Annotated in this window: 23 protein-coding genes and 1 pseudogene; 13 read left to right on the forward strand and 11 right to left on the reverse strand. The window is 72.9% G+C overall.

Translation table 11 applies throughout. The annotated features are described in order from the left end of the window. From AC5WRT_RS11540 to AC5WRT_RS11555, 4 genes are all read left to right on the forward strand, one after another. Positions 1 to 304, forward strand: a 304-nt coding sequence (locus AC5WRT_RS11540; RefSeq protein ID WP_496096132.1) for an alpha-glucosidase C-terminal domain-containing protein, incomplete at its 5' end; no start/stop codon positions are given. A gap of 31 nt (positions 305 to 335) precedes the next feature. Then, entirely contained in the window at positions 336 to 1,700 is a 1,365-nt protein-coding gene (locus tag AC5WRT_RS11545; protein WP_496096133.1) for a maltokinase N-terminal cap-like domain-containing protein, read from the forward strand. Positions 1,701 to 1,704: 4 nt separating this feature from the next. Then, positions 1,705 to 3,906 (forward strand): 1,4-alpha-glucan branching enzyme, encoded by a 2,202-nt coding sequence (gene glgB, locus AC5WRT_RS11550; protein WP_496096134.1) that lies wholly within the window; start codon positions 1,705 to 1,707, stop codon positions 3,904 to 3,906. A 91-nt stretch (positions 3,907 to 3,997) separates the two neighbouring features. Continuing rightward, a complete protein-coding gene (locus AC5WRT_RS11555; RefSeq protein WP_496096135.1) occupies positions 3,998 to 5,086 on the forward strand; it encodes a glutamate--cysteine ligase 2 in 1,089 nt (362 codons plus the stop codon). Between the two features lie 9 nt (positions 5,087 to 5,095). On the opposite strand, the gene AC5WRT_RS11560 is transcribed toward AC5WRT_RS11555, so the two are convergent. After that, on the reverse strand, positions 5,096 to 5,329 hold the full coding sequence (locus tag AC5WRT_RS11560; protein WP_496096136.1) for a DUF6480 family protein: 234 nt from the start codon (positions 5,327 to 5,329) through the stop codon (positions 5,096 to 5,098). Positions 5,330 to 5,479: 150 nt separating this feature from the next. Here AC5WRT_RS11560 and AC5WRT_RS11565 point away from each other — a divergent pair, with 150 nt between their 5' ends. From AC5WRT_RS11565 to AC5WRT_RS11580, 4 genes are all read left to right on the forward strand, one after another. Continuing rightward, positions 5,480 to 7,378, forward strand: coding sequence for an AMP-dependent synthetase/ligase (locus AC5WRT_RS11565; protein WP_496096137.1), 1,899 nt, complete (start codon positions 5,480 to 5,482; stop codon positions 7,376 to 7,378). A 160-nt stretch (positions 7,379 to 7,538) separates the two neighbouring features. After that, positions 7,539 to 7,973 carry an ATP-binding protein gene (locus tag AC5WRT_RS11570; protein ID WP_496096138.1) on the forward strand — a complete coding sequence of 145 codons (435 nt, stop codon included), beginning with the start codon at positions 7,539 to 7,541 and terminating at the stop codon, positions 7,971 to 7,973. Between the two features lie 197 nt (positions 7,974 to 8,170). Then, complete coding sequence (locus AC5WRT_RS11575) at positions 8,171 to 9,544, forward strand: NAD(P)/FAD-dependent oxidoreductase (protein ID WP_496096139.1); 1,374 nt, start codon at positions 8,171 to 8,173, stop codon at positions 9,542 to 9,544. Between the two features lie 223 nt (positions 9,545 to 9,767). After that, entirely contained in the window at positions 9,768 to 11,990 is a 2,223-nt protein-coding gene (locus AC5WRT_RS11580) for an FUSC family protein (RefSeq protein ID WP_496096242.1), read from the forward strand. A 19-nt stretch (positions 11,991 to 12,009) separates the two neighbouring features. Here AC5WRT_RS11580 and AC5WRT_RS11585 read toward each other — a convergent pair whose 3' ends face one another. Then, complete coding sequence (locus AC5WRT_RS11585) at positions 12,010 to 12,864, reverse strand: RNA polymerase sigma factor SigF (RefSeq protein WP_496096140.1); 855 nt, start codon at positions 12,862 to 12,864, stop codon at positions 12,010 to 12,012. A 232-nt stretch (positions 12,865 to 13,096) separates the two neighbouring features. Continuing rightward, a complete protein-coding gene (locus tag AC5WRT_RS11590; RefSeq protein WP_496100192.1) occupies positions 13,097 to 13,525 on the reverse strand; it encodes an ATP-binding protein in 429 nt (142 codons plus the stop codon). Between the two features lie 124 nt (positions 13,526 to 13,649). On the opposite strand from AC5WRT_RS11590, the gene AC5WRT_RS11595 reads away from it, so the two are divergent. Further along, positions 13,650 to 13,892, forward strand: a complete 243-nt coding sequence (locus tag AC5WRT_RS11595; RefSeq protein WP_496096142.1) for a hypothetical protein — start codon at positions 13,650 to 13,652, stop codon at positions 13,890 to 13,892. 281 nt (positions 13,893 to 14,173) lie between these two features. After that, entirely contained in the window at positions 14,174 to 14,632 is a 459-nt protein-coding gene (locus tag AC5WRT_RS11600; protein ID WP_496096143.1) for a cyclic nucleotide-binding domain-containing protein, read from the forward strand. Between the two features lies 1 nt (position 14,633). Here the strand turns inward: AC5WRT_RS11600 and AC5WRT_RS11605 are convergent, their stop codons facing one another. Both AC5WRT_RS11605 and AC5WRT_RS11610 read right to left on the reverse strand, forming a co-directional pair. Beyond that, a complete protein-coding gene (locus AC5WRT_RS11605) occupies positions 14,634 to 15,932 on the reverse strand; it encodes an MFS transporter (RefSeq protein WP_496096144.1) in 1,299 nt (432 codons plus the stop codon). A gap of 96 nt (positions 15,933 to 16,028) precedes the next feature. Then, positions 16,029 to 16,646: a LysE/ArgO family amino acid transporter gene (locus AC5WRT_RS11610; protein ID WP_496096145.1), complete on the reverse strand. Its 618-nt coding sequence runs from the start codon at positions 16,644 to 16,646 to the stop codon at positions 16,029 to 16,031. Positions 16,647 to 16,712: 66 nt separating this feature from the next. Between AC5WRT_RS11610 and AC5WRT_RS11615 the strand changes: the two genes are divergently transcribed. After that, complete coding sequence (locus tag AC5WRT_RS11615; protein WP_496100193.1) at positions 16,713 to 17,597, forward strand: LysR family transcriptional regulator ArgP; 885 nt, start codon at positions 16,713 to 16,715, stop codon at positions 17,595 to 17,597. Between the two features lie 349 nt (positions 17,598 to 17,946). Then, entirely contained in the window at positions 17,947 to 18,204 is a 258-nt protein-coding gene (locus AC5WRT_RS11620; RefSeq protein ID WP_496096147.1) for a WhiB family transcriptional regulator, read from the forward strand. Positions 18,205 to 18,583: 379 nt separating this feature from the next. Here the strand turns inward: AC5WRT_RS11620 and AC5WRT_RS11625 are convergent, their stop codons facing one another. The 4 genes from AC5WRT_RS11625 to AC5WRT_RS11640 all read right to left on the reverse strand — a co-directional run bounded on the left by AC5WRT_RS11625 (position 18,584) and on the right by AC5WRT_RS11640 (position 23,246). Further along, positions 18,584 to 19,033 carry a DUF6098 family protein gene (locus AC5WRT_RS11625; RefSeq protein WP_496096148.1) on the reverse strand — a complete coding sequence of 150 codons (450 nt, stop codon included), beginning with the start codon at positions 19,031 to 19,033 and terminating at the stop codon, positions 18,584 to 18,586. A gap of 68 nt (positions 19,034 to 19,101) precedes the next feature. Further along, positions 19,102 to 20,937, reverse strand: a complete 1,836-nt coding sequence (locus AC5WRT_RS11630; RefSeq protein ID WP_496096149.1) for a sensor histidine kinase — start codon at positions 20,935 to 20,937, stop codon at positions 19,102 to 19,104. A gap of 47 nt (positions 20,938 to 20,984) precedes the next feature. After that, positions 20,985 to 21,689 (reverse strand): response regulator transcription factor, encoded by a 705-nt coding sequence (locus AC5WRT_RS11635; protein ID WP_496100194.1) that lies wholly within the window; start codon positions 21,687 to 21,689, stop codon positions 20,985 to 20,987. Positions 21,690 to 21,821: 132 nt separating this feature from the next. Then, complete coding sequence (locus tag AC5WRT_RS11640) at positions 21,822 to 23,246, reverse strand: M1 family metallopeptidase (protein WP_496100195.1); 1,425 nt, start codon at positions 23,244 to 23,246, stop codon at positions 21,822 to 21,824. 164 nt (positions 23,247 to 23,410) lie between these two features. Between AC5WRT_RS11640 and AC5WRT_RS11645 the strand changes: the two are divergent. Next, a pseudogene (locus tag AC5WRT_RS11645) lies at positions 23,411 to 23,754 on the forward strand (DUF488 domain-containing protein). 4 nt (positions 23,755 to 23,758) lie between these two features. Here the strand turns inward: AC5WRT_RS11645 and AC5WRT_RS11650 are convergent. Beyond that, a complete protein-coding gene (locus AC5WRT_RS11650; protein ID WP_496100196.1) occupies positions 23,759 to 25,432 on the reverse strand; it encodes an FAD-binding dehydrogenase in 1,674 nt (557 codons plus the stop codon). After that, positions 25,422 to 26,045, reverse strand: a complete 624-nt coding sequence (locus tag AC5WRT_RS11655; protein WP_496096152.1) for a TetR/AcrR family transcriptional regulator — start codon at positions 26,043 to 26,045, stop codon at positions 25,422 to 25,424. Before AC5WRT_RS11655 ends, AC5WRT_RS11650 begins: the two co-directional genes overlap by 11 nt. Positions 26,046 to 26,113: the final 68 nt, after the last annotated feature.

Below are 26,113 nucleotides of genomic sequence, written 5' to 3' on the forward strand. Positions count from 1 at the left end.
CAAGCAGAACCCCGCCTTCGGGCTGGGCTCCTACACCGAGTTGCAGTCCACCAACCCGGCGGTGCTCGCCTTCCTACGGGAGTACGAGGACGACCTTGTGCTGTGCGTCCACAACTTCTCCCGCTTCGCACAGCCCACGGAACTCGACCTGCGTGCCTACGACGGGCGGCACCCGGTCGAGCTGATCGGCGGCGTCCGCTTCCCGGCGATCGGCGAACTCCCCTACCTGCTGACCCTGCAGGGCCACGGCTTCTACTGGTTCCGGCTCACCCGAGTCGCATCCCGCATCGGCCGCCGACGCTGAACGACCGGCGCCGAGGAAAGGACGCGTCACCATGCCGAAGACCATCACCGTCCGACCGAGAGCGGTGGCGGGCCCCGACGGCCCCCTCACCTCTCTGGGCGGGCTGCTGCGCGAGTGGCTGCCGAGGCAACGCTGGTTCGCGGGCAAGGACCGGCCCGTCACCGATCTTTCCGTGCTGTCCGTGACCGAGCTGTTCCCGGGGTGTCTGCATCTGCTGGTGCACACCTGGCACGCGCCCGTGCCCGCCCCGGGCGGGACTCCTCCGCCCGGTGACTGCTACCAGTTGCTGCTCGGCCTGCGTGAGCACCTCGCCCCACGGCTGGAGCGGGCGTACCTCGGGCGGGCCGAGCGGGGTCCCCTCGCCGGGCTCGCCGTGTACGACGCGTTGCAGGACCCCCGCTCGGCGCATCTGCTGCTGGAGCGGCTGCGGCAGCCCGGCGCGGCAGGGCCGCTGCGGTTCGAGGCGGACCCGACCGCCGACGTGCCCGGCGGCCTGCCGCCGCGACTGCTGGACGCCGAGCAGTCCAACTCCTCGATCGTGTACGGCGACGCCTACATCCTGAAGCTGTTCCGCCGGATCCAGCCGGGCGTCAATCCGGACCTGGAGGTGACGGCCGCGCTGGCCGCGCAGGGCTGCACCCGGGTGCCCGCGCCGGTGGCCTGGTTCGGCACGACCGCGCCGCAGCCGGCCACGCTGGGCGTGTTGCAGCCGTTCCTGCCGGACGCGACCGACGGCTGGACGCTGGCGCTGCGCGCGCTCGCCTCCGGTGACGACTTCACCGCCGAGGCCCGGGAGCTGGGCCGCGCGATGGCGGAGGTACATCTGGCGCTCGCCGAGGCGTTCGGGCCGGCCGGGCCGGGCGAGAACGTCCGCACGGCCGAGGCGATGTGCGCCAGGCTGGACGCGGCCGCGCACGCCGTGCCGGGGCTGCTGCCCTTCGTGCCGGGGCTCAGGGCCGCCTTCGCGGCGCTCGCCACCTGCGACACGGGGCCACCGGCACAGCGCATCCACGGGGACCTGCACCTCGGGCAGGTGCTCCGGGCCGGGCGCGACTGGTTCGTCATCGACTTCGAGGGTGAGCCGTCCCGGCCGCTCGCCGAGCGGTGTGTCCCGCAGTCCCCGGTACGGGACGTGGCGGGGATGCTGCGCTCCTTCGACTACGCGGCCCGGCAGCGCCGCCCCTGGCGACCCGAATGGGCGCGCCGCTGCCGGGAGGCGTTCTGCGCGGGCTACGCGGCCCGCGCCGGCTGGGATCCACGCAAGAAGCACGCGCTGCTGCGCGCGCACGAGACGGACAGGGCGGTCTACGAGGTGCTGTACGAGGCGAGACACCGGCCGGACTGGCTGCCGGTACCGATGGCGGCGATCAAGCGGCTCGCCGTGTGGGGAGGCTGAGGTCATGGCCCTGCGCGACACCACACTCCCCGAGGCCGCCGGCCCCGCGCCGGTCAGGGCCGCACCGCTCGACCCGGCCGACCGCGGCCGGCTGCTCGACGGCGCCCACCACGATCCGCACGCCCTGCTGGGCGCCCGCCCGGTCCCGGGCGGCACGCTGTTCCGGGCGCTGCGGCCGAACGCGCGCGCGGTGAGCGTCGTCGTCGACGGGAAACGCAGCGCGCTGCACTCCGAGGGCGACGGCCTCTTCGCGGCCGTCCTGCCGTGTCCGGAGATCCCGTCGTACACGCTGCTGGTGGCGTACGACGACGTGGAACTGGAGGCGCACGACCCCTACCGCTTCCTGCCCGCCCTCGGCGAGCTGGACCTGCACCTGATCCGGGAGGGCCGGCACGAGCAGTTGTGGCAGGCGCTCGGCGCCGAGCCGATGACGCACCAGGGCGTGGCCGGCACCCGCTTCACCGTCTGGGCACCCAACGCCCAGGGGGTGCGGGTGGCCGGTGACTTCACGTACTGGGACGGGACGCAGTACCCGATGCGCTCACTCGGCGCGTCCGGGGTGTGGGAACTGTTCCTGCCCGGGATCGGCGAGGGTGCCCGGTACAAGTTCGAGATCACCTCGCGCTACGGCCACCGGTTCCTCAAGGCCGATCCGATGGCGCGGTGCACGGAGGTGCCGCCGGACACGGCGTCGGTCGTCACGGCCTCGCGGTACGCGTGGGGCGACGCGGAGTGGATGGCCCACCGGGGCGACACCCCCGTGCACCAGGCACCGTTCTCGGTGTACGAGGTACATCTGCCGTCCTGGAAGGCTGGGCTGACGTATCGCCGACTCGCTGCTGAACTGCCCGCCTACGTCAAGGAGATGGGCTTCACCCATGTCGAGCTGATGCCGGTCGCCGGGCATCCGTTCAGCGGCTCCTGGGGCTACCAGGTCACCTCCTACTACGCGCCGACGCCCCGTCTCGGCTCCCCGGACGACTTCCGGTACCTGGTGGACGCGCTGCACCGGGCCGGCATCGGGGTGATCATGGACTGGGTGCCGGCGCACTTCCCCAAGGACGACTGGGCGCTGGCCCGGTTCGACGGGGATCCGCTGTACGAACCCGGGAACGCCACGCGCGCCGAGCACCCGGACTGGGGGACGTACGAGTTCGACTACGGCCGCACCGAGGTGCGCAACTTCCTCGTCGCCAACGCGGTCTACTGGTGCGAGGAGTTCCACGTCGACGGGCTGCGGGTGGACGCCGTCGCCTCGATGCTCTATCTGGACTACTCGCGGGACTCCGGCCAGTGGGAGCCGAACGTCTTCGGCGGGCGGGAGGACCTGGACGCGGTCGCCTTCCTGCAGGAGATGAACGCCACCGTCTACCGACGCTGCCCGGGCGTGGTGACCATCGCCGAGGAGTCCACGGCCTGGGACGGGGTGACCCGGCCCACGGACAGCGGCGGCCTCGGCTTCGGGCTGAAGTGGAACATGGGCTGGATGCACGACTCGCTGCAGTACATCCAGAAGGAGCCGGTGCACCGCAAGTACCACCACAACGAGATGACCTTCTCGATGGTGTACGCCTACAGCGAGAACTACGTGCTGCCGATCTCCCACGACGAGGTCGTGCACGGCAAGCAGGCTCTGGTGTCGAAGATGCCCGGCGACTGGTGGCAGCGGCGCGCCAACCACCGGGCCTATCTGGGCTTCATGTGGGCCCACCCCGGCAAACAGCTGCTGTTCATGGGGCAGGAGTTCGCGCAGGGGGCCGAGTGGTCGGAGGCGCACGGACCCGAGTGGTGGCTCCTCGGCGACGACTACCACTCGGCGGGCGACCACCGGGGCGTGAAGGATCTCGTACGGGACCTGAACACCGTGTACCGGGCGACGCCGGCGCTGTGGCAGCGGGACACCGACCCGGCGGGCTTCCAGTGGGTGCTGTGCGACGCGGCGGACGACAACGTCTTCGCGTTCCTGCGCTTCGCCGCCGACGGCTCCCCCCTGCTCGCGGTGTCGAACTTCTCCCCTGTCGTCCGGCAGGACTACCGGCTGTGGGTTCCGGACGGGATCCCGGCCTGGCAGGAGGAGCTGAACACCGACGACGTCCGCTACGGCGGCAGCGGGGTCGGCAACGAGGGAACGCTCAGGCCCGAGGACGGGTTCCTGCGGCTCACGCTGCCTCCGCTCGCCACCACATGGTTCGGGGCGGAACGCTGAGGCACAGGTGTCGGCGGCTCGCCCAGGGGCAGTCGGGGTCGTGAAGGCCCACGACTGCCCTCATGGCACGGACACGGAGGGGTGGCACCAGGTGCGCACCGTCGGAGTGGAGGAGGAACTCCTCCTGGTCGATCCCGAGAGCGGCGACCCGAAGGCGCTGGCGGCGGCCGTCCTCGCCCGGGTCGCCCATGACGCTCCCGGGCAGCACGTGTTCGAGAAGGAGCTGTTCCGGCAGATGCTGGAGTTCGCCACCCATCCCCAGGAGGACATGGCAGCCCTCGGCGAGGAGATCGTGCGCTGCCGCAAGGAGGCGGCCCGGCACGCCGGGGAACTCGGCTGCGCGGTCGTGGCCCTGGCCACCTCGCCCCTGCCGGTCAGCCCCGACCTGAGCGTGAACGACCGCTACGAGTGGCTGGCCGACCGCTACGGCATACCGACCTGGGAGCAGCTGGTGTGCGGCTGCCATGTGCATGTGTGCGTGGAGTCGGACGAGGAGGGCGTCGCCGTCCTCGACCGGATCCGGCCCTGGCTGCCCGTGCTGCGCGCGATCAGCGCGAACTCGCCGTTCTGGCAGGGAAAGGACACCAGCTACGCCAGCTACCGCAGCCGGGTGTGGAACCGGTGGCCGTCGGCCGGGCCGACGGAGCCGTTCGGGTCGGCCGAGCGGTACCACCGGCGGGTGGCGGACATGGTGGCCACCGGAACCCTGCTGGACAAGGGGATGGTCTACTTCGACGCACGGCTCGCCGTCCGCTATCCGACGGTGGAGGTCCGGGTGGCCGACGTGTGCCTCAGCGCGGACACCGCGGCGCTGATCGCGACGCTGACCCGCGCGCTCGTGGAGACGGCGGCGCGGGACTGGCGGGCGGGCCGGCCGGCGCCCGGCCACAGCGTGAGCCTGCTGCGGCTCGCCGACTGGCAGGCCGCCCGGTTCGGCCTGGAGACGGAGCTGCTCGACCCGGCGACCATGCGGCCGGGTCCCGTCGCGCACGTGCTGCGCTCCCTGCTGGAGCACACCGCGGACGCGCTCACCGCCGCCGGTGACGCGGCGCGCGCCGAGCACGGAATCGCCGAGCTGCTGCGCCGGGGCAATGGCGCACGCGAACAGCGCCGACTGCTGGAGCGGACCGGCGGCCTGCGGGGCGTCGTCACCGAGTGCGTACGGCACACCCAGGGCTGAGCGCTGCGGTCAGAAGATCAGCGCCAGTGCGTACGCCAGGAAGCCTGCCGCGACCAGGACGACGACGAGCAGGATGAGCGTCAGCGGGGCCTTGGCCCAGCCCCGCGGTGGATTGTGCGTCTCCCGGGGCCCAGCCTCGGGCATACTGCTCTCGGCGGGCGGGGTCTCGCCGGGCGGTACCGAACCGCCGGGCTCCAGACCGGTGCTGCGCTCGGGTTCCGGATCGGGGTTCACATGACTCATGTCTGCCGAGTCCCCAGGACACGGCCAGATCATCAGCCGATCACGACTTCTCCGTTACCGGCTCCGAACGCTGTCCGCTGGGCTAGATTCGAGCACCGCCGACACTGAGCCGATCGGCGGTGTGACCCTCCGTACATCCAGGAGCAGTGCATGCGTGACGACGCCCTCGCTCCCGCCGTTGCCCCGCCGCTCACCGGCGGCCTCGCCGACAGTGTCTTCGACACCGCGGACCTGCGTCCCACCCTGCCGGTACTCGCGTACCGCCTGGACTCCACCGCCACCGCGTGGCAGGAGGTGACGGCCGTGGAGCTGCGGGACGAGGTGGTCGACCTGGCCAAGGGGCTGATCGCCGCGGGGATGTCCCCCGGCCACCGGGTGGCCGTGATGTCCCGCACCCGCTACGAGTGGACCGTGCTTGCGCACGCGCTGTGGGTGGTGGGCGCGGAGATCGTGCCGATCCATCCGGCGTCCTCGCGGGACCAGGTCGAGTGGATCCTGCGGGACGCCGGCTGTGTGGCCGTGGCCGTGGAGGACGAGCAGGGCGTGATGACCGTCGGCACGGCGTGCGCGGGCCTGCCGCGGCTGCAGCACGTCTGGCAGCTGGACGCGGGCGCGCTGTCCGGCCTCGTCGAGCAGGGCGCGGTCGTGCCGTACACCACCGTTGAGTCGCTGCGCCGGATCGTGCTGCCGGACGCCACCGCGGCGGTCGTCTACACCTCCGGCACCTCCGGCCGCCCCCAGGGCTGCGCGCTGAGCCACCGCAACCTCGCCTACCCCTGCGACACGCTGCTGGCCGGCTGGCTGCACACCGCGGCCCCGCCGGGCGAGCAGCCGTCGGTCCTGGCGTTCCTGCCGTTCTCCCACGTGTACGGTCTCATGATCATGCTGACCTGTGTGCGCGGCGGCGTTCTGATGGCGCACGAGCCCGAGCTGACCGAGGAGTCGCTGGCATCGGCGCTGAGCACGTTCCGGCCGACGTACCTGTACGGAGTGCCGTCGGTGTTCGAAAGGCTCTACAAGAACTTCCTGCGGACCGCGCAGCAGGCGGGCCGCGGCGGCCTGTTCGAGCGGGCCGCGCAGACCGCCCGGGACTTCGCGGCGGCCGAGGAGCGCCGCCGGCTGGGCACCGGGCCGGGTCCCGGGTTCGACCTCAGGGTGCAGCACGCCCTGTTCGAGCGGACGGTGTACCGCAGGCTGCGCTCGGCGTTCGGCGGGCGGGTGGTGCGCGGCACCTCGGGCGGTTCCTCGCTCAGCCGCGAGCTGACCCTGTTCTACGAGGGCATCGGCGTGTTCCTCCACGACGGGTACGGCCTGACCGAGGCCTCCGGCGGGATCACCATGCAGCCGCTCGGCCGCGAGAAGTCCGGAACGGTGGGCCGGCCGCTGCCGGGCACGGAGGTCCAGGTGGCCGACGACGGGGAGATCCTGGTGCGCGGTCCGTCGGTGTTCCAGGGCTACGTCGGCGACGAGTGGGCGACGCGGGCCGCGCTGCGCGGCGGCTGGCTGGCCACCGGGGACATCGGGCGGCTGGACTTTGAGGGTTATCTGACCATCACCGGGCGCAAGAAGGACATCATCGTCACCAGCGGCGGCAAGAGCGTCGCCCCGGCCCCGCTGGAGGAGCGGCTGCGGATGCACCCGCTGATCCACCAGGCGGTGGTGATCGGCGACGACCGGCCCTGCGTCGGCGCCCTGATCACCCTGGAACCGGACTTCCTCGCGCACTGGCGGACCGCGCTCGCGCTGCAGGGCGACAGTCCGGGCCGGGAGAGCCGCGAGGAGAACGCGCTGCGGGAGGAGATCGCGCGGGCCGTCGCCTCGGCCAACAGCGCCGTGTCCCGCGCGGAGTCGATCAGGGTCTACCGGGTGTTCCAGGAGCCTTTCGCCACGGACAACGGGCTGCTCACCCCGTCGCTGAAGCTGCGCCGGGACGCGATCGTGCGACACTACGCCGCGGAGATCGAGGCGATGTACGACGCGCGGTCCCGCAGGTCGCGGGCCCCGGAGGAACCGGCGGACTGGGACGAACCGGACGATGTCTTCCGCTGACTTCACTCGCCGGGCGGCCACACCGTGAGGAGGGAGCGGGGCGGACGGGTAGCCCGCCCCCGCCCGGGGAACCCGCTAGCGCAGAATGAGATCAGCACCTACGACCGTCCGGGCCGCAGGGGCCCCGCAGGCCTCGTCCGCCCGGACCGGGGATTGCGAGATGGCGACGGAGCCGCGCGGGGACGACACACCGCCTTCGGAGGACTGGTACGAGCGCACCTTCTCCTTCGACGGCGAACTGCGCAATGTCACAGAGGCCCGGCTCGCCGCGGAGGACTTCCTCGGTGCGCTCGCCACACAGGCACCACCGGCCGCGCCCGAGTACTGGGACGACATCCTGCTGGTCGTGACCGAACTGGCCGCGAACGTGATCCAGTACGCGCCCGGGCCGTTCGGTCTGCGGATGCGCCGTACCTTCGACGGGGTGCACGTGACGATGCGCGACACCAGCACGACCAAGCCGGAGCCACGGCCCTTCCATCCCCGCACGGGCGGCGGCGGTATCGGCTGGCACCTGGTGCACACGCTGTGCACGCAGGTCAGCGTCGTCGTGCACGACGAGGGCAAGGACATCCACGTGTTCCTGCCCTGGTGAACGCCCGCCCACGACGTGTAGGCGGACGACATCCGGTTACTCCGGCCCCACGGGGGGCAGGTTGGTGTCCACGCGTTCGTCTGCCTGCCGTACCCAGCTGGCGGGACGGCTCGGGTCACGGTGGGATCGGGGTGGTGCGCACCGATCCAGGGCGAGCGAACCGCGTCGAGTCGGACCGCCTGGAGCCGCAGAAAGGGATGAACACCGTGACACGACCCAGGATCCTGGTGGTTGGCGCCGGCTTCGCCGGAGTCGGGTGCGTCCGCCGCCTGGAGCGGAAACTCGCTCCCGTCGAGGCCGACGTCACCCTGGTGACGCCGAACTCCTACCAGCTGTATCTGCCGCTGCTGCCCCAGGTCGCCTCCGGCGTGCTCACGCCCCAGTCGATCGCCCTGAGCCTGCGCCGCAGCAAGAAGTACCGCACCCGGATCATCCCCGGCGGCGCGATCGGCGTGGACCTGAAGGCGAAGGCGTGTGTCGTCCGCACCATCACCGACAAGGTCGTCAACGAGCCCTACGACTACATCGTCATGGCGCCCGGCAGCGTGACCCGCACCTTCGACATCCCCGGGCTGACCGAGCACGCCTTCGGCATGAAGACCCTCGCCGAGGCCGCCTACATCCGCGACCACGTCATCACGCAGCTCGACCTCGCGGACGCCAGCGACGACCCCGCCGAGCGGGCCGCGCGGCTGCAGTTCGTGGTGGTCGGCGGCGGATACGCCGGCACCGAGACCGCCGCCTGTCTGCAACGGCTCACGCACGCCGCCGTCCAGCGCTACCCGCGGCTGGACCCCGGCCTGATCAGGTGGCACCTGATCGACATCGCGCCCAAACTGATGCCGGAGCTGGGCGAGAAGCTCGGCCGCAGCGCGCAGGAGATCCTCGGGCGGCGCGGCATCGAGGTGTCGCTGGGCGTGTCGATCGAGAAGGCCGGTGCGGAGGAGGTCACCTTCACCGACGGCCGGGTGGTGCCGACGCACACGCTGATCTGGACGGCCGGCGTGGTGGCGAGCCCGCTGATGGCCACGCTCGGGGCGGAGACGGTGCGGGGCCGGCTGGCGGTCACACCCGAGATGTGCCTGCCGGGCTACGACGGGGTGTTCGCGCTCGGCGACTCGGCCGCCGTACCGGATCTGGCCAAGGGCGACGGCGCGGTCTGCCCGCCCACCGCCCAGCACGCCATGCGCCAGGGCAGGCAGGTCGCCGACAACGTCATCGCGACGCTGCGGGGTCAGCCGATGCAGCCGTATGTGCACCACGACCTGGGGCTCGTGGTCGACCTCGGCGGCAAGGACGCGGTGTCCAAGCCGCTCGGCATCGAGCTGCGCGGGGTGCCGGCCCAGGCGGTCGCCCGCGGCTACCACTGGTCGGCGCTGCGCACCAACGTCGCCAAGGCCCGGGTGATGACCAACTGGCTGCTGAACGCGGTGGCCGGCGACGATTTCGTCCGCACCGGCTTCCAGGCCCGCAAGCCGGCCCGGCTGAAGGACTTCGAGTTCACCGATGCGTATCTGACACCGGAACAGGTGAGGGCCCGGGTGGAGGGCCGGGGCGCGCAGAGTCCGTGAGGGGAGCGGATTCACCGGTGCCGCCGATCGCCTGCCGTCGCAGCGGCGGCCGCCGAGGTCAGCGGCGGGCGGTCCGTCCTCTCGCCGACGGAGGAGAGGCAGTGCGCCGGAATCCTCCATGATCCGACCCGGACGGTCGTGCGATGCTGGGGCAGAGATCGTTGTCCGGCACGGGAGAGAGCGCGGCGCAGTGAGCACAGCGGGGCGAGCCGGGCGGGTACGGATGCTGGACCGGCTCGCGGCGTCCGATCCCGGCCTGCTCCGGCTGACGGCGGGGGCGCGCACGGTCACCGCGATCGCGCTCGCCCTCGCCGTCCTGGCCGTCCTGCGGGTGCCGGTGCCCCATCTGGTCGCCGGTGCCATGGCGGCGATGGTGTCGACCTTCGCCGTCCGCGAGAAGCAGCGCTCGAAGCAGGCGATGACCCTCGCGCTCGGCCTGCCGGTGGCCCTGGCGTCGGTGTCGCTGGGCGCGCTGCTGAACCAACGGGTCGTCGCGGGCGACCTGTTCTTCATCGCCCTGATCTTCTGCGCGGTCTACGGCCGCCGGTTCGGCGACCGCGGCACGGCACTCGGCCTGATCGGCTTTCAGGTCTACTTCCTGTCCCTGTTCGTGCGCGCGACCGTCTCGGCGCTGCCCGCGCTGTACGGCGTGATCTGCGGTGCGTTCGCGTGCAGCGCCGCCGCGCGCTTCGTGCTGCTGCCGCAGACCCCTGCGGGCACCCTGGACCGGCTGCGGCGGGCGTTCCGGGCCCGGCTCGCCCAGCTGATCGCCGTCCAGGTCGAGTTGCTGGACGCCGGCCCGGACGACGTGGACAAGGTGCTGGACGACCTGCGCACCGCCACCGCGCGGCTGCACGAGACGGCGCTGATGATCCAGGGGCGGCTGGAGGACGGCACCTCCGACCCGGCGGTGGCCCGGCTGCTGCAGCGGCGGGTCGCGGACGCCGAGATCGCCTCGGAGCGGCTCGGGCTGCTGCTGCTCACCGCACGCAGCGCCGAGCGGACCGACACCCTGACCCTCCATCTGCCGGGCGCCCCTTTGCCGTCCGGCGGTGAGCTGCCGGTGCGTGACGAGGCGTCGAAGGCGCTGCGCCGGGATCTGCAGGCGCTGCGGCTGCTGATGCTGCGTCCGGTCGGCGAGGCCCGGGGCACCGCGCTCGCCCATGTGCGCAACCGGCTCCTCGGCTACCGCGAGGAGGAGAACCTGCCGAAGGCGTCGCCGGCCGTGCAGGACGTCTTCCGAGGGCTGGGTGAGGCGGCCCGGGCCTCACTGGGTCTGCGGATGGCGCTCGACGGGCCGCAGGACGAGTCCGACGACACCCCGGCGACGACCCGCTCGCGCGAGGAACTGGACGCGGAGCACGCCGCGATCGAGGCGGGCGGGGAGGCCGAGGCAGCGGAGCCGGCGCCGGCCGGTCTGCAGCGGCCCACCACACGGGCCGCGGTCCAGGTGGCGGTGGGTTCCGCGCTGGCCATCGCGGGCGGCGAGATGCTGTCCAGTCAGCGCTGGTACTGGGCCGTGCTGACCTGCTGGATCGTGTTCCTCAACACCGCCTCGACCGGTGAGATCCTGGTCAAGGGCTATCGGCGGCTGCTGGGCACGGTACTCGGGGTGGTGGCCGGTATCGGGCTCGCCGGGCTGGTCGGGCACCACACCTGGACGGCGTTCGCGCTGGTACTGGCGTTCGTCTTCGCGATGTTCTACACGGCACCCCTGTCGTACACGCTGATGTCCTTCTTCGTCACCGCGATGCTCGGGCTGCTCTACACGCTGCTGAACACCTACAGCATGGCGGTGCTGGTGCTGCGCGTGGAGGAGACGGCGCTCGGCGCGGCCTGCGGGGTGATCGCCGCGGCGGTGGTGCTGCCGGTCCGCACCGACCGCCGTACGAACGAACTCCTCGTCACGGTCCTGGAGCGGCTCGCCGGGGTCACCCGGTCCGCCGTCGACCAGTTGAGCGGCGGGACGGGCGCCGATCTGGTGGAGCAGGCGCGCGGTCTGGACCAGGCGCTGGCCGATCTGCGCGCGGCCACGCAGCCGCTGACGCATCCGGTCACACCGCTGCGCTCCCGCCGGGACACCGCCCGGTACGTGATGGCGCTGCTGGAGACCTGCGCCTACCACGGGCGCTCGCTCGCGGCCACCGCCGAGTTGCTCCCGACGCATCCGTCGATCGCGGCGGATCCCCGGCTGCGCGGGGCGTGCGCGCGGATCGTGCGCAACATCGAGGCGATCGCCGCGCAGGTCGCCGACCCGCATACCGGGGCGCAGATCGAGTCCGGCCCCAGCATCGCCTCGATGCTGGAGCCGGGAACCCTGCGCACCCCCCGCTACGGCCGGGTGACCGACCGGGTGCTGCGCCATCTGCAGCGGCTGGACGAGGCGGTCGTGGGTCTCGCCCGGCCACTGGGCCTGGCCACCGCGCCGGCGCGGCCGAAGCGGTGACGCCCGGCCGGCCGGGCGCTCAGGCCGGCCCGTGCCCGCCCGCGCGCCTGCCCATGGCCTCGTCGCGGACCCGGGCGCAGCTGCGGCTGATCAGCCGGGAGACGTGCATCTGGGAGATGCCCAGCCGGTCGGCGATGCGGCTCTGCGTCATGTCCTCGAAGAACCTCATGTAGAGGATGGCCCGCTCGCGCTCGGGGAGCCGGCGCAGGCCCTCCTTGGCGGCCTCGCGGTCGACCACGACGTCGTACGAGGAGTCGGCCGCGCCGAGGGTGTCGGCGAGGCTGTAGCCGTCGTCGCCGGTGGACAGTTCGGCGTCCAGGGACAGGGTGCTGAAGCTCTCCAGCGCCTCCAGGCCCGCCGTGACCTCCTCCTCGCTCAGGCCCGTGTGGGCCGCGATGGCGGCGACGGTGGGTTCGGGGCTGCCGGGGTGCTGGGTGAGTTCGCGGCGGGCCACCCGCACCCGGTTGCGCAGTTCCTGCACCCGGCGCGGCACCCTGAGGGCCCACATGCGGTCCCTGAAGTGCCGCTTGACCTCGCCGGTGATGGTCGGCACGGCGTAGCTCTCGAAGGCCCCGCGGGACGGGTCGAAGCGGTCGACGGCCTTGACCAGTCCGAGCGCGGCCACCTGCCGCAGGTCCTCGACGGACTCGCCCCGGTCGCGGAACCGGCTCGCGATCCGGTGGGCCATGGGCAGCCAGGCGGCGACGAGTTCGTCGCGTACGGCGTCCCGTTCGGGGCCGTCGTCCAGTTCCGCGAGCCGGGCGAACAGCTCCGCGGTGTCGGGAGCGTCGTCATGGTGCCGCCGCGTGGACGTGGCGGCGGCGGAATCCGTGGAGGGCGTGCCGGAACGGCTTGTCGACATATCGGTCAGCATGCGGAATCGCTCCTGAACGTGGTTTCAGGGCACACCGCCGGACGCGAGGTTCCGGAGCGTGGCCCGAACGGTGGTGTCAGGTCGCCGCGGGATCGTCGCCCGGGCCGCCGGGAGGCGGACCCGGGCGGTCATACGGTCCCGCCGGGGTGCGCGCCTCCGGTCCGAAGCACGAGATTCCACCTGCCCCCCGGTTCGGGGAGCAAACGCCGTGGAGCGGAACTTCCGCGCGGACTCAGTGCAGCGGTACGACGGCCGTGATGCGTTTGCCCCCCCAGGGCAGCTGGGCCACCCGGACGTCCCGGGCCAGGCGGCAGACGATGGGCCAGCCCCGCCCGCCGAGCAGACTCCGCTCCTCGACGGGCGGGGCGGACATGGGCAGTTCGTCGCTGTTGTCGCTCACCGAGACCCGTACGCCGCCGGAGTCGACGTCGACGTCGAAGCCGGTGATGCCGCCGCCGTGCAGGATGGCGTTGGTGGTGAGTTCCGAGGCGACCAGCAGGGCGTCCGCCATGGCCTCGGCACCACAGGGGATGGCGCGGGCCCTGCACCGCTCGGCCACCACGCACTGAACGGTTCTGCGGGCGTCGGCCGGCCGGGACGGCAGTCGGCGGCACGGTTCCCGCCGTGTCGCGGAGGCACTGTTCCGGTGCGTGTCGCGCATCCCTTCCTCCCTGAGCGGTGCCCGGATCGTTACCATGTCTTCTTTTCGGCTGACCCCTGTCGCTGCCCTCAAACACATGCCGTGCCCGTGTCATCACCACGGAACTGCCGGGTATGAGACCGGTATGACCGATGTCGTGGACGCGGACGAGTTGTTGCGGCGCATCCAGCGGGGCCGGGACCACGCGGCCGAGGAGGAGAAATCCTGGCGGGAGCGCGCGCAGAGCCTGACGGCGACCGACCCGGACGCCGCACGGGAGGCGGCGGTCCGGGCGTGGGCCTTCGAGGCCGTGGCGCGGGTGCTGACGGAGATCACCTGTCCGGGCCGGCAGCCACCCGCGGCCGGAGGCGTGAAACAGGTCACGTGATCACCTGCCGATTGGTGGAAAGACCGTCAGATGGTTTATCGTTCATACATACGTGGTGCCGGAGGTGACGGAAGCCGTCCTTCCTCCCTCCACGCGTACCACCGCATGCGGCCCTGGCTGGTTTCCCCCGTCCAGCCAGGGCTTTTTACTGCCCCGAACCGGTGCCGGACCGGGGACGCACCGAGAACGACCGTGCCCTTCGAGGTGCCCGGTGGGGCTGCAGCGGCTGAAATGGGCTTAGGGAAAACACCCGAACCGCCGCCGGCGAGGAGCCCCGGGCCATGACCAAAGCCATCAAACTGCTCACCGCCCTCCCCCAGGCACAACGCGAGCGCCTGATGGAACTGGCCAAGGAGGTCGCGTTCCGGGAGGACACCCGCATCTTCGAGGCGGGCGGTACCGCCGACCGGTTCTGGGTGATCCGTTCGGGAGCGGTCCATCTCGACACCCAGGTCACCTCCCGGCAGCGGGTGACGGTGGCCTCCCTCGGCGCGGGCGACATGCTCGGCTGGTCCTGGCTGTTCCCGCCGTACCAGTGGGACTTCGGGGCGGTGGCCTTCACCGACGTACGCGCCTACGAGTTCGACGGGCCCTCCGTGCTCGCGCTGTGCGTGGAGGACCCGCTGCTCGGCCTCTCGCTGGTGCGGACGGTGGCCGAGATCCTCGCCCACCGCCTGGAGACCACCCGGGGCAAGCTGATGGACCAGTACGCCATCCAGCGCCGTACCGGTCTGATGTAGCTCAGATCCGGTACCGGCGCAGCGCCGGTACGGCGGCCGTCAGGGCCAGCATCACCACGACGACCAGGGCGCCGCCGCCCGCCACCGCGACGCGGGTGCCGAACGCGGAGCCGGCCGTGCCGTGCAGCACGTCGGCCAGGCGCGGGCCGCCCGCGACGACCACCGTGAACACGCCCTGCATCCGGCCGCGCATCTCGTCGGTGGCGGCCGACAGCAGGATCGCGCCGCGGAACACCATCGAGACCATGTCGGCGACCCCGGCCGCGGCGAGGAAGGCGAGGGCCACCCAGAGGTTGCCGCTCAGCCCGAAGCCGGCGATGGCCGCGCCCCAGCCGACGACCGCCCCGACGACCATCCAGCCGTGCCGGCGGGCCCGCGAGAACACCCCGGAGAACAGTCCGCCCAGCACCGCGCCGACCGGGATGCCGGCGAACAGCACACCGAGCGCGAGCCCCTCGCTCCAGGAGTCGTAGGTCTGGGCCGCGAGCTGCGGGAACAGGGCGCGCGGCATGCCGAACACCATGGCGACGATGTCGGCGAGGAAGGACAGCAGCAGCACCTCGTGCCGGGACATGTACCGGAACCCCGCGGCGATCTCGCGCACCCCGGCCCGGCGGGCGGTGACCTCGCCGAGCGGCGGCAGCGGGGGCAGCCGGACGACGGCCCACACGGTCACGCACAGCGCCACGGCGTCGATGAGATACAGCTCGGGCAGCCCGATGACCGGGATCAGCACACCGGCCAGCAGCGGGCCCGCCACCAGGCCGGACTGCATCACCGTGGAACCGAGCGCGTTGGCGGCGGGCAACTGCTCGGCGGGGACGAGGCGGGCGATGGAGGCGTTGCGGGCCGGGGAGTTCAGGCCGAAGAACGCCTGCTGGAAGGCGAGCAGCACCATGAGCACGACGACGGACCGGAGCCCGGTGACGGCCTGCGCCCAGAACAGCAGCGAGGTGACCGCGATGCCGGTGTTGGTGACCAGCAGCAGCTTGCGGCGGTCCACGGTGTCGGCGACCGCGCCGCCCCACAGCGCGAACGCCACCATCGGCACGAGTCCGGCCAGGCTCGCGTAGCCGACCCACGCCGAGGAGTGCGTGATGTCGTAGATCTGCTTGGGCACGGCCACGGCGGTGAGCTGGCTGCCGACGGCGGTGACGATCGTCGACGTCCACAGGCGCCGGTAGGCGGGGACGCACAGCGGGCGGGTGTCCATCGCCCAGCGGCGCCAGCCGCGCCGGGGCGGGGCCGCCCGGTCCGGCGCGGTGTCGCGTTCGGTGGTGCTGCTCTCGCTCGTGTCCACGGGTGTCCTGGTGCGCATAGAGGTTGCCGACTACATCTTTTCGATTCGAGAGCCTAACTATCTCAGCAACCCCGGTGCACGCCGGAGGCCGTGGCCTCAGGATCCGGCCATCAGCGTGGCCCCCAGTGCCAGCATGGTGGCGGCGACCAGGCCGTCCAGGACCCGCCAGGCCGCCGGCCGGGCCAGGAGCCGCCCGAGCAGCCGGGCTCCGAAGCCGAGCGCGGCGAACCAGCACAGGCTGGCGAACGCGGCACCGAGTCCGAAGGTCCAGCGCAGCGCGCCGCGGTCGGCGGCGAGGGAGCCGAGCAGGAACACGGTGTCCAGGTAGACGTGCGGGTTCAGCCATGTCATCGCCAGACAGGTGAGCACCGCGCGACGCCGTGAGCCGGCGGCCTCCCCCTCGGTGCTCAGCGCCGCCGCGGCCCGCCTGAGCACCCGGCGCGCGGCGAGGACGCCGTAACAGAGCAGGAAGAGACCGCCGACGACCCCGACCGCCCGGACCGCGCCCGGCCACGCCACCACGACCGCCCCCACCCCGCCGACGCCGAGGGCGATGAGCACCGCGTCCGACAGGGCGCAGATGCCGACCACCGCGAGAACGGCGTCCCGGCGGACCCCTTGTCGCAGGACGAAGGCGTTCTGGGCGCCGATGGCGACGATCAGCGAGAGGCCGGTGCCGAATCCTGCGGCAGCGGCGGTCAGGGCGTGGTTCATGCGCTCGACGCTACGAAGAGGGCGATCCGAAGTACAGCTAAAGATTCTTAGGTATCTTTAGTCCCCATGATGCCCGACCTGCCGCTGGACCAGATCCGGACACTGCTCGCCGTGGTGGACGAGGGCACCTTCGACGCCGCGGCCGCCGCCCTGCACGTGACGCCGTCGGCGGTCAGCCAGCGGGTCAAGGCGCTCGAACAGCGCACCGGACGGGTGCTGCTGCAGCGCACCAAACCGGCGCGGCCCACGGAGTCGGGAGCGGTGCTGGTCCGGTACGCCCGGCAGCTCGCGCGGCTGGAGCGGGACGCCTGGGGCGAACTGGGTCTGAGCGGCGCCGGGGAGCCGACGCGGGTGTCGGTGGCAGTGAACGCGGACTCGCTGGCGACCTGGTTCCTGCCGGCGCTGGCCCGGCTGCCGGGGCTCTGCTTCGAGCTGCACCGGGAGGACGAGGACCACACCGCGGCCCTGCTGCGCGAGGGCCTGGTGATGGCGGCGGTGACCACCGCCGTCGACGCGGTGCCGGGCTGCACGGTCCGGCCGCTCGGCCGGATGCGGTATCTCCCGGTCGCCGCATCGGAGTTCAGCGCGGCCCAGCTGGACGGCCGGCCGCTGGCCGATGCCCTGCCCGAGGCACCCGTCGTCGTCTTCGACCGCAAGGACGACTTCCAGGACGCCTTCGTACGCCGGCTCGGCCGCGGTTCCGCCGGTCCGCTCAGGCACCTCGTGCCCACCTCGGAGGGGTTCCTGGACGCGGTCGCCGCCGGGCTCGGCTGGGGCATGGTGCCCGAGGTCCAGGCGGCGCCGCTGCTGGCGGAGGGCCGGCTGGTCCTGCTGGCCCGGGAGTGGATGGACGCCATGCTGTACTGGCAGCAGTGGAGGCTCGACTCCCCCGCGCTGGCCGCGCTGGCCGAGGCGGTGACGGCGACGGCGGCCTCGGCACTGCGCCGCTGACGCACACGACGTGTTTTTGTCCGTTTCGCACCGCCCCCAGCGCCCCGCGCAGTACGGTGGTCGGGCGGTGGCGCGGCGGACGGCGGTCCCGGCCGGTTCCCGCCCCCAACTCCGCGCCGCCGGTGCCCGGTCGGGTACGGGCGTCCTCGATTGTGCGGCGTCCTCGCCCCGTTACCCGGCCTGTTGAGCGCGTACGGTCCGCTTCGGGCCGAGCGCGCCCGTGACCGGATCGAGGTCGTCGCGCGATTCCCCCTGGGACGCGCCCGTTTCACACCGCCCCGACCGGTCACCCGAACCCGCAGTGCGTACGACAGGCACGGACGACTTCGATCCGATCCAGGAGACAGCCATGGACAACTGGCGCGACCATGCCGCGTGCCGTCACGAGGACCCCGACCTGTTCTTCCCCATCGGCACCACCGGACCGGCGCAGGTGCAGACCCAGCGGGCCAAGGCGGTCTGCGGGCAGTGCCCCGTCCGCGAGCCGTGCCTGGACTGGGCGTTGGACACGGGCCAGGCCATCGGCATCTGGGGCGGAACGACCGAACTGGAACGCAGGGCACTGCACCGCCGGGCCCGCGCCCGCTCCCGCCCGCACTCCGGCTGACGGCCCCACCCGTCACCGCCACGGCCACCCCCGCCACGGCCAAGACGAACCACCGCCGTCCTCCCGCCCGCCCCCGGCCGTGCTCCGGACCGTCCGGCAGCTCCACCCCCACCGGCTCCGGTCATGCCCCCGCAGACTCGTACCCCACCGGTCCCAGGAGCCCTCCGGCCGCCCACCCCGGCTCACGGCCCCACCCGTCACCGCCACGACGCCCTCGGCCGTGCTCGGGCGGTTCCACCCCGGCCGGGCGCCGGCCCGAGTGGTCCCCGCCCGGTGCGGTCAGACCTCCCCCAGGGTTGCGCCGATCCCTCGGCGGCGCGGCTCCTGCCCTCCAGGTCCACCGCCCAGGTCCCCGCGGCAGCCGGCCCTCGCGACGGCGTCAGCGCCCGCTGCGGCGCAGGGTGCCCCAGGCCCGTTCCTGGCGGGTCACCTCGGCCTCGGCCGCGGCGATCGCCTCGTCCGCGATCCAGCACAGCGGCTCGACATCCGTCACCAGCGGCTCGTTGTCCGGGCCCCGGGCGGTCTCCCGGCCCCGCAGGACCCACGGTCGTACGCCGGGGCCCTTGTCGTGCGGGAGGTGCGCGTAGTCGTACAGCCTGCGGGCCACCCAGAGCTCCACCGACCGGTCCGCCCACCAGTCCTCGACGTCGAGCGGGTTGGCCGACAGCCCGGGCATGGACACACCCGTGAGGTCGTCGGTGCTGGAGACGTCGGCGAGGTCGGTGCCGGGCCCCTGGGACCAGCGCACGTACAGGCCTTGCCGCCCGTCCAGCAGGCGGGCCACCTCGGCGAGCGTGGACACGACCGGCATGTTGTCCGCTGCACTCATGGCCTGACCTCCCTCGACTGCGCCGCGCGCCCGGAGTACCCCTGGCGCGCGAGAGGAATCGGAGCCGGTCAGGCGCCCTCGTCCGGTGGCCGGGCCGCGGGCAGCCGCAGGGTGAAGACCGCGCCGCTGCCGGGCTCGCTCGCGGCCTCGGCCGAGCCGCCGTGGGCGGCGACCAGGTGGCGCACGATCGGCAGGCCCAGGCCGCTGCCTCCGGTGCGCCGGCTGCGGGACTTCTCGGCGCGCCAGAACCGGTCGAAGACGTGCGGCAGGTCCTCGGGCGCGATGCCCGTGCCGGTGTCCGTGACGGTCAGGACGACGTCGGTGCCGTCCCGGCGTGCGGCGAGCGTGACCGTCCCGTCGGCCGGGGTGTGCCGCAGGGCGTTGGAGACGAGGTTGCCGAGAGCCTGCCGCATCCGCACCGGGTCGGCGTCCAGCCAGGCGCCGGCGTCGGCCTCGGTGCGCAGGGCGACCCCGGCGCCGTCGGCGGCGATCCGGTGGGCGGCGGCGACCTGGTCCAGCAGATCTCCGGCCCTGAGGGGCTCGCGGTGCAACCGCAGGGTGCCGGCATCGGCGGCGGCGAGGTCCTGGAGGTCGTCGATGATCCGCTGCAGCACGAGCGCCTCCTCGTGCAACGAGTCCAGCAGGGCCGGATCGGGCTCGACGACTCCGTCGCGTACGACCTCCAGCCAGCCGCGGATGTTGGTGAGCGGACTGCGCAGCTCGTGCGCGATGTCGCTGACCATCGCCCTGCGCTGGGCCTCCAGGCGGGCGCGGCGCTCGGTCAGGTCGTTGAAGGCCTCGGCGAGGATGCCGGTCTCGTCCCGGGTGGTCACCGGGACCCGTACATGCAGGTCGGGGGGCGCCCCGGCGGCATCGGTCAGGGCGCGCAGCGGCCGGACCAGGCGGGTGGCGACGAGCGCGGTCACCGCGACGGTGACGGCGAGGACCAGTCCGGCCGCGCCGATCACCTTGGCCTTGTTGGCCGGGGACATGTCGAAGCGGGAGGTGTTCTGGTCTCCGATGCCGAGGAACAGGTCGGCGACAGGGGCGACGTAGGGCTCCAGTTGGACGCGCCGGGCGGTCAGGACACACTGCTGGATGGCCCGCGCCGTCGCCCTCCTGCCCGTGTCGGCGTACTTCGCGACGAGATACCCGGCGTCGAAGGGGTCCTTGCCGCTCGGGTCGGGGCTGAGGAGGAACTGCCCGCCGAGATCGATCCCGGCCCGTCCCAGACAGGGCCGGGCGAGGCCGGTGAGGTCGGCAAGGGCCCTGCGTTCCGTCGGGGTGGGCGTGTCGAGCCGGCCGTCCTCGCACATCTTCGCGCCGTAGGCGGCGGCGTCGGGGCCGTCGCCCACGGTGACGACGGGCCGCCCGCTCTCCGCGTGGGTGACGGTGGGCTGCAGGCCGTAGTGCTCGTAGCACTGTTTGCGCTTGGTGGCCAGCGCGTCCAGTTCGGCGCGTTCCCCCGCCGGGAGCCGGTAGGGGCCGACCACGCGCGGGTCGATGCCGCTGAGCTGGGCGCCCGTCTCGCTGTAGGTGTCGGTGCGCAGCGGGTCGATCGTGGCGGCGGGCCGGGGCGGCAGCGGGGTGCCGCGGGGCGCGGAGTCGGCGACGAGGGTGCGGTCGGCGGTGGTGAGGGCGATCCGGCGGCCGGTTCCGGCGGCCAACTGCCGGACGGTGCGCCGGACGTCCGTCCAGTCGGAGTGGGTCGCCGCGTACCCGCTGAGCCGGGCCAGGATGCTGTTGTCGGCGGCGAGGTCCTGGCCCTGCTCCTCCTTCAGGGCGCTGGTCGTGGTGGTCACCGCGAGCCAGGCGGTGGCGGCCACCGAGCAGACGGCGATCAGGGCGGAGACGGACAGCAGCCGTACGAGCAGCCGCTTGCGCACCGGGATCCGCCGCTTCACGGGCACCGTCCGGCGGTCCGGGTGGGCCTGCGCGGGCCGTCGGCGTCTCACGGGCGGGAGCCGCTCAGCTTGTAGCCGACGCCGAACACCGTCAGCAGCCTGGTCGGACGGCGCGGGTCGGCCTCGATCTTGCGGCGCAGGTTCATGATGTGCACGTCGACGGCCCGCTCGGTGGAGGACCGGTCGAAGCCGCGGGTGCACTGCAGCAACTGCCGCCGGGTGAACACTCGTTCCGGCTCCGCCGCCATGGCCAGCAGGATCTGGAACTCGGCGGGCGTGCAGTCCACCGGGGCCCCCGCGCAGCGCACCTCGTGCCGTACCGGGTCGACGCTGATCCCGGCGGCCCGGACGGCGGGGTCGCCCTCCCGGGCGCCCGTGCCGCGCCCGCTGCGCCGGAGCACCGTGCGGATGCGGGCCATCAGCTCGCGCGGGCTGTACGGCTTGGTCATGTAGTCGTCGGCGCCGAGTTCGAGGCCGAGCAGCACGTCGTCCTCGGCGGAGCGGGCGGTGAGCATGACGACCGGTGTCTCGGGGTCCGTGCCGCGGCGCAGCGCCCGGCACACCTCGAAGCCGTCGACGACCGGCAGCATCAGGTCCAGGACGACGAGGTCGGGCCGGATGCTCCGGGCGGCGTCCAGCGCGGCGGCGCCGTCGTGCACCACCGTGGCCGTGTGTCCCTCGGCCAGCAGGGAGCGGCGGATCAGTTCGGCCTGCTTCTCGTCGTCCTCGGCGACCAGCACATGTGCGCACACGAGTTCGGATCCTAGGCGCCCGGGACGCTCGGTGGACGCGTCGGCCGGCGTGTCTCGGCGGAGCGTGACGGCGGCTGCGCGACGGACCATGGCGCCGATCCTGGCCGGCACTTGTGTGGAACCGGTCAGGTTTCAGGCGCTGTTCGGCTTGCCCTTCGTGAACAGCCAGGTGTGGAACAGTCCGGCGAGCCGTTTGCCCGAGACGTGCTCGGCCAGCCGCTCGAACTGTGCCGTCGTACCGTGGCCGTGGCGGTGTCCGGCCGCCCAGGCGCGCAGGATCCGGAAGAAGTCCCGGTCGCCGACGGCGCGGCGCAGTTCGTGCAGGGCCATGGCGCCGCGGGCGTAGACGGGCGCGTCGAAGATGTACCGGCCGCTGCCCGGGTCGCCGGGTGGGAAGGCCCACAGGTGGTCGCTCGCCGGGCGGGCGTAGAGGGCGTCGAAGGTCTTCTGGGCGCTGTCGCCGCCGTGCTGCTCGGCGTACAGCCACTCGGCGTAGGTGGCGAAGCCCTCGTTGAGCCAGATGTCCTTCCAGGCCGTCAGGGAGACGGAGTCGCCGAACCACTGGTGGGCGCTCTCGTGGACGAGGGTGCCGATGTCGGGTGCGGAGTCGTACAGCGGCCGGGTCTGGGTCTCCAGGGCGTAGCCGACGTCCGGGGCGTGGTCGACGACCGACCCGGCCGAGCGGAAGGGGTACGGCCCGAACAGCCTGCTCTCCCAGGCGAGTACGGACGGCAGCTTCTTCAGCACCGGTGCGGCTGCGGCCGCCTCGCGCGGGTCGACGGCGTTGTAGACGCGGATGCCGTCGTGGGTGGTGAACTGCTCGACCTTGAACGTGCCGACGGTGGCGGTGGCCAGGTAGGCGGCCATCGGCTGGGTCTCGCGCCAGCGGAAGGTCGTACGGCCGTGCGCGGTGCGCTGTCCGAGCAGGACGCCGTTGGCGACGGCCGTGCGTCCCCGGGGGACGGTGATGGTCATGTCGTACGACGACTTGTCCTTCGGGTGTGCGTTCGCCGGGAACCAGGTCATCGCACCCTGCGGCTCGCCGGCGACGAACGCGCCGTCGTCGGTGGGTATCCAGCCGTCGGGGCTGCCGTCGGGGTCGGTGACCGGTTCCGGGGTGCCGTTGTAGGCGACGGCGACCCGGAAGTCCCGGCCGGTGCGCAGGGTACGGCGCGGGGTGACGACGAGTTCCTGGCCGGTGCGCCGGAAGGCCGCAGGGGCGCCGTCGACGGCGACGCGGGTGACCTTCAGGCCTGTCAGGTCGAGGTCGAAGCGGCCGAGGTTCTGGGCAGCGCGGGCGGCGAGCACGGCCGTGCCGTCGAGGTGCCTGGAGGAGGTGTCGTAACGGATCGTCAGGTCGTAGTGCCGGACGTGGTAGCCGCCGTTGCCGCTGAGCGGGAAGTAGGGGTCGCCCGCGCCGGGCGCGCCGGCCACCGGCGCCGTGGGTCCGGCGGCGCCGATCAGCGCCGCCACGGCGACCGGGACCGCGGCGAGGACCGCCTCGCGGCGCAGGACGGCGGTGCGGCGGCGGGCAGGCTGTCCGGGGGGTGGCGTCACGAGCGCTCCTCGGGGGGGTGGCGGTGATCGGCTGGACCGACAGACTAGACGCGCGGGTGTACCGGGCTCCCTTTCATTCTGGTCAAGTCTCGCCGCCGGGCGGCCCGGTGCTCCGGCGCGTCAGGCTCGCGGCACCGTCCGCCGGCCGGAAGGGAGTGACGACCGTGAGCGTGCGGGTGCGCCGGATCTACGAGCCGCCGGAGCCCGGCGACGGCCTGCGCGTGCTGGTCGACCGGCTGTGGCCAGCGGCCCGGCCACGCAGGAGGCGGACGTCGACGCCTGGCCCAGGGGCCTCACACCCCCCACCGAGCTGCGCAAATGGTTCCACGGCGGCGGATCGTACGAGGAGTTCCGCCGCCGCTACGAGGCCGAACCGGCCGCTCCCGATGCCGTCGAGCTGCTCGACGGGCTCAGGGCGGCCCGCGAGGGCCCGGTGAACCTGCTCACGGCGTCGAAGACGCCCGAGGAGAGTCGTGCCCGGGTCCTCGCGGAGTTGCCGGCGGAGTGAGACGTCAGCCCGTGTGCGCGGCCGCGTGCCGGCCCGCGGCCCGCCCGGAGAACAGGCAGCCGCCGAGGAAGGTGCCCTCCAGCGCGTTGTAGCCGTGCACACCGCCGCCACCGAAGCCGGCCACCTCGCCGGCCGCGTAGAGCCCCTCGATCGGCGTGCCGTCGGCGCCGAGGGCGCGGGAGTCGAGGTCGGTCTGGATGCCGCCGAGGGTCTTGCGGGTCAGCATGTGCAGCCGGACGCCGATGAGGGGGCCCGCGGCGGGGTCGAGGATGCGGTGCGGCGTGGCGACGCGGCCGAGGCGGTCCCCGATGTAGCGGCGGGCGTTGCGGATGCCCTGGACCTGGGCGTCCTTGCTGTACGGGTTGGCCATCTGCAGGTCGCGGGCCTCGATCTGGCGGCGCACCTCGGCGGCGTCCAGCAGCGGTTCGTCGGTCAGCGCGTTCATCCTGCCGACCAGCTCCTCCAGGCTGCGCGCGGTCACGAAGTCGGCGCCCCTGTCGACGAAGGCCTGCACCGGTGCGGGCGCGCCGCTGCCGAGCAGCCGGTCGAGCAGCACGGCCTTGCGGTCCTTGGCGGTGATGTCGGGATTCTGCTCGGAGCCGGAGAGCGCGAACTCCTTCTCGATGATCTTCCGGGTGAGGATGAACCACGAGTGGTCGTAGCCCGCTATGTCCTCGGTGGTCCGCAGGTATTTGAGGGTGTTGAGGGTGTCGTAGCCCGGCAGGCAGGGGTCGGGCAGTCGGCGGCCGAGGGCGTCGAGCCAGATGGAGGACGGGCCGGGCAGGATGCGGATGCCGTGGCCGGGCCAGATCGGGTCCCAGTTCTGCAGGCCCTCGGTGTAGTGCCACATGCGGTCCCGGTTGACCAGCCGGACGCCGGCCTCGGCGCTGATGTCGAGCATGCGGCCGTCGACGTAGGCCGGGACCCCGGTGACCATCCCGGCGGGCGGGGTGCCGAGCCGGGCGGGCCAGTAGCGGCGCACGAGGTCGTGGTCGGCGCCGATGCCGCCGGTGGTGACGACGACGGCCTGGGCGGTGAGTTCGAAGTCGCCGACGCGGTCGCGGTTGGAGGCGACGCCGCGCGGCGAGCGGTCCTCGGCGAGGACGGTGCCGCGCACCCCGCGTGCGGTGCCGTTCTCGATGACCAGTTCGTCGACCCGGTGGCGGTGGTGGAAGGTGAGCAGCCCGTCCCGGGCGGCCCGGCGGGCGTACTCCACGAAGGGTTCGACCACGCCGGTGCCCGTGCCCCACGCGATGTGGAAGCGGGGTACGGAGTTGCCGTGGCCGTCCGCCCTGAGGTCGCCGCGCTCGGCCCAGCCGACGGTCGGCAGCAGCTCGATGCCGTGGCCCCGGAGCCAGGACCGCTTCTCGCCGGCCGCGAACTCGACGTAGGAGCGGGCCCAGCGCACCGCCCAGGAGTCCTCGTCGTCCAGCCGGTCGAACCGGGCGCTGCCCTGCCAGTCGTTCCAGGCCAGCTCGAAGGAGTCCTTGATGCCGAGGCGGCGCTGCTCCGGGGAGCCGACCAGGAAGAGCCCGCCGAAGGACCAGAACGCCTGTCCGCCGAGGTTGGCCGCGTTCTCCTGGTCGACCAGGGCGACCCGGCGGCCCCGGCTGGTGAGCTCGTGCGCCGCGACCAGGCCGGCGAGGCCCGCTCCGACGACGATGACGTCAGCGTCCATCGTGACTGTGTCCTTCCGTGAGGAGGGCGGTGAGCAGCTGTTTGAGCCAGACCCTGGCGGCATCCACGTCCTTGTCCAGCAGCAGCTGGACGGTGACGCCGTCGTAGGCGGCGACCACGGCGTGCGCGGCGCCGTCCGCGTCTCCCGGCACGGCGCGCGGACCGGTGTCGCCGCGGGCCCGGAACAGCCGGTCGGCGATCGCCTCCCGGAGCCGGGCCCGGTGGTCGAGGAGGGCCCGGGCGACCTCGGGGTCACGAGCCGCGTGCACCAGGAAGTCGGTCTTCACCAGCAGCCAGTCGACGTCCAGCAGGAGCACCTCGGTGACCCTGTCCACGGCGGCCGGCACGTCGAGTCCGGGTCCGTCCTGGGCGAGGGCCTCGGCCACCTGGGAGGCGATGAGGTCCGCGCGCTCCTGGTACAGGGCGAAGAACAGCTCGTCCAGCGTCGCGAAGTTCGAGTAGAAGGCGCCGCGGCTGAAGCCGGCCGCCTCGCAGACCTCCTCGATCGAGACCCGGCCGAACCCCTTGGCGGCGAACACCCGGAACGCGGCGTCGAGCAGTCGCGCGCGGGTCCGCACCCGGCGCCGGGTGACACGTGGGCCTGTCTCGTCCATCGGGGCTCGCCTCCGTTCGATACGTGAATGTATCCGATACACCGATGTATCGAAAGGGCCTGTCAATC

This window comes from Streptomyces sp. NTD91, assembly GCF_059510455.1.

What these genes read in the sequence shown, in the direction of transcription:
- AC5WRT_RS11600 (WP_496096143.1), top strand. Translation starts at nt 14,174, where the DNA reads ATGACCAAAGCCATCAAACTGCTCACCGCCCTCCCCCAGGCACAACGC.
- AC5WRT_RS11545 (WP_496096133.1), top strand. Translation starts at nt 336, where the DNA reads ATGCCGAAGACCATCACCGTCCGACCGAGAGCGGTGGCGGGCCCCGAC.
- AC5WRT_RS11580 (WP_496096242.1), top strand. Translation starts at nt 9,768, where the DNA reads ATGCTGGACCGGCTCGCGGCGTCCGATCCCGGCCTGCTCCGGCTGACG.
- AC5WRT_RS11590 (WP_496100192.1), bottom strand. Translation starts at nt 13,525, where the DNA reads ATGCGCGACACGCACCGGAACAGTGCCTCCGCGACACGGCGGGAACCG.
- AC5WRT_RS11620 (WP_496096147.1), top strand. Translation starts at nt 17,947, where the DNA reads ATGGACAACTGGCGCGACCATGCCGCGTGCCGTCACGAGGACCCCGAC.
- AC5WRT_RS11570 (WP_496096138.1), top strand. Translation starts at nt 7,539, where the DNA reads ATGGCGACGGAGCCGCGCGGGGACGACACACCGCCTTCGGAGGACTGG.
- AC5WRT_RS11595 (WP_496096142.1), top strand. Translation starts at nt 13,650, where the DNA reads ATGACCGATGTCGTGGACGCGGACGAGTTGTTGCGGCGCATCCAGCGG.
- AC5WRT_RS11565 (WP_496096137.1), top strand. Translation starts at nt 5,480, where the DNA reads ATGCGTGACGACGCCCTCGCTCCCGCCGTTGCCCCGCCGCTCACCGGC.
- AC5WRT_RS11615 (WP_496100193.1), top strand. Translation starts at nt 16,713, where the DNA reads ATGATGCCCGACCTGCCGCTGGACCAGATCCGGACACTGCTCGCCGTG.
- glgB (WP_496096134.1), top strand. Translation starts at nt 1,705, where the DNA reads ATGGCCCTGCGCGACACCACACTCCCCGAGGCCGCCGGCCCCGCGCCG.
- AC5WRT_RS11560 (WP_496096136.1), bottom strand. Translation starts at nt 5,329, where the DNA reads ATGAGTCATGTGAACCCCGATCCGGAACCCGAGCGCAGCACCGGTCTG.
- AC5WRT_RS11625 (WP_496096148.1), bottom strand. Translation starts at nt 19,033, where the DNA reads ATGAGTGCAGCGGACAACATGCCGGTCGTGTCCACGCTCGCCGAGGTG.
- AC5WRT_RS11575 (WP_496096139.1), top strand. Translation starts at nt 8,171, where the DNA reads ATGAACACCGTGACACGACCCAGGATCCTGGTGGTTGGCGCCGGCTTC.
- AC5WRT_RS11610 (WP_496096145.1), bottom strand. Translation starts at nt 16,646, where the DNA reads ATGAACCACGCCCTGACCGCCGCTGCCGCAGGATTCGGCACCGGCCTC.
- AC5WRT_RS11655 (WP_496096152.1), bottom strand. Translation starts at nt 26,045, where the DNA reads ATGGACGAGACAGGCCCACGTGTCACCCGGCGCCGGGTGCGGACCCGC.
- AC5WRT_RS11585 (WP_496096140.1), bottom strand. Translation starts at nt 12,864, where the DNA reads ATGCTGACCGATATGTCGACAAGCCGTTCCGGCACGCCCTCCACGGAT.
- AC5WRT_RS11650 (WP_496100196.1), bottom strand. Translation starts at nt 25,432, where the DNA reads ATGGACGCTGACGTCATCGTCGTCGGAGCGGGCCTCGCCGGCCTGGTC.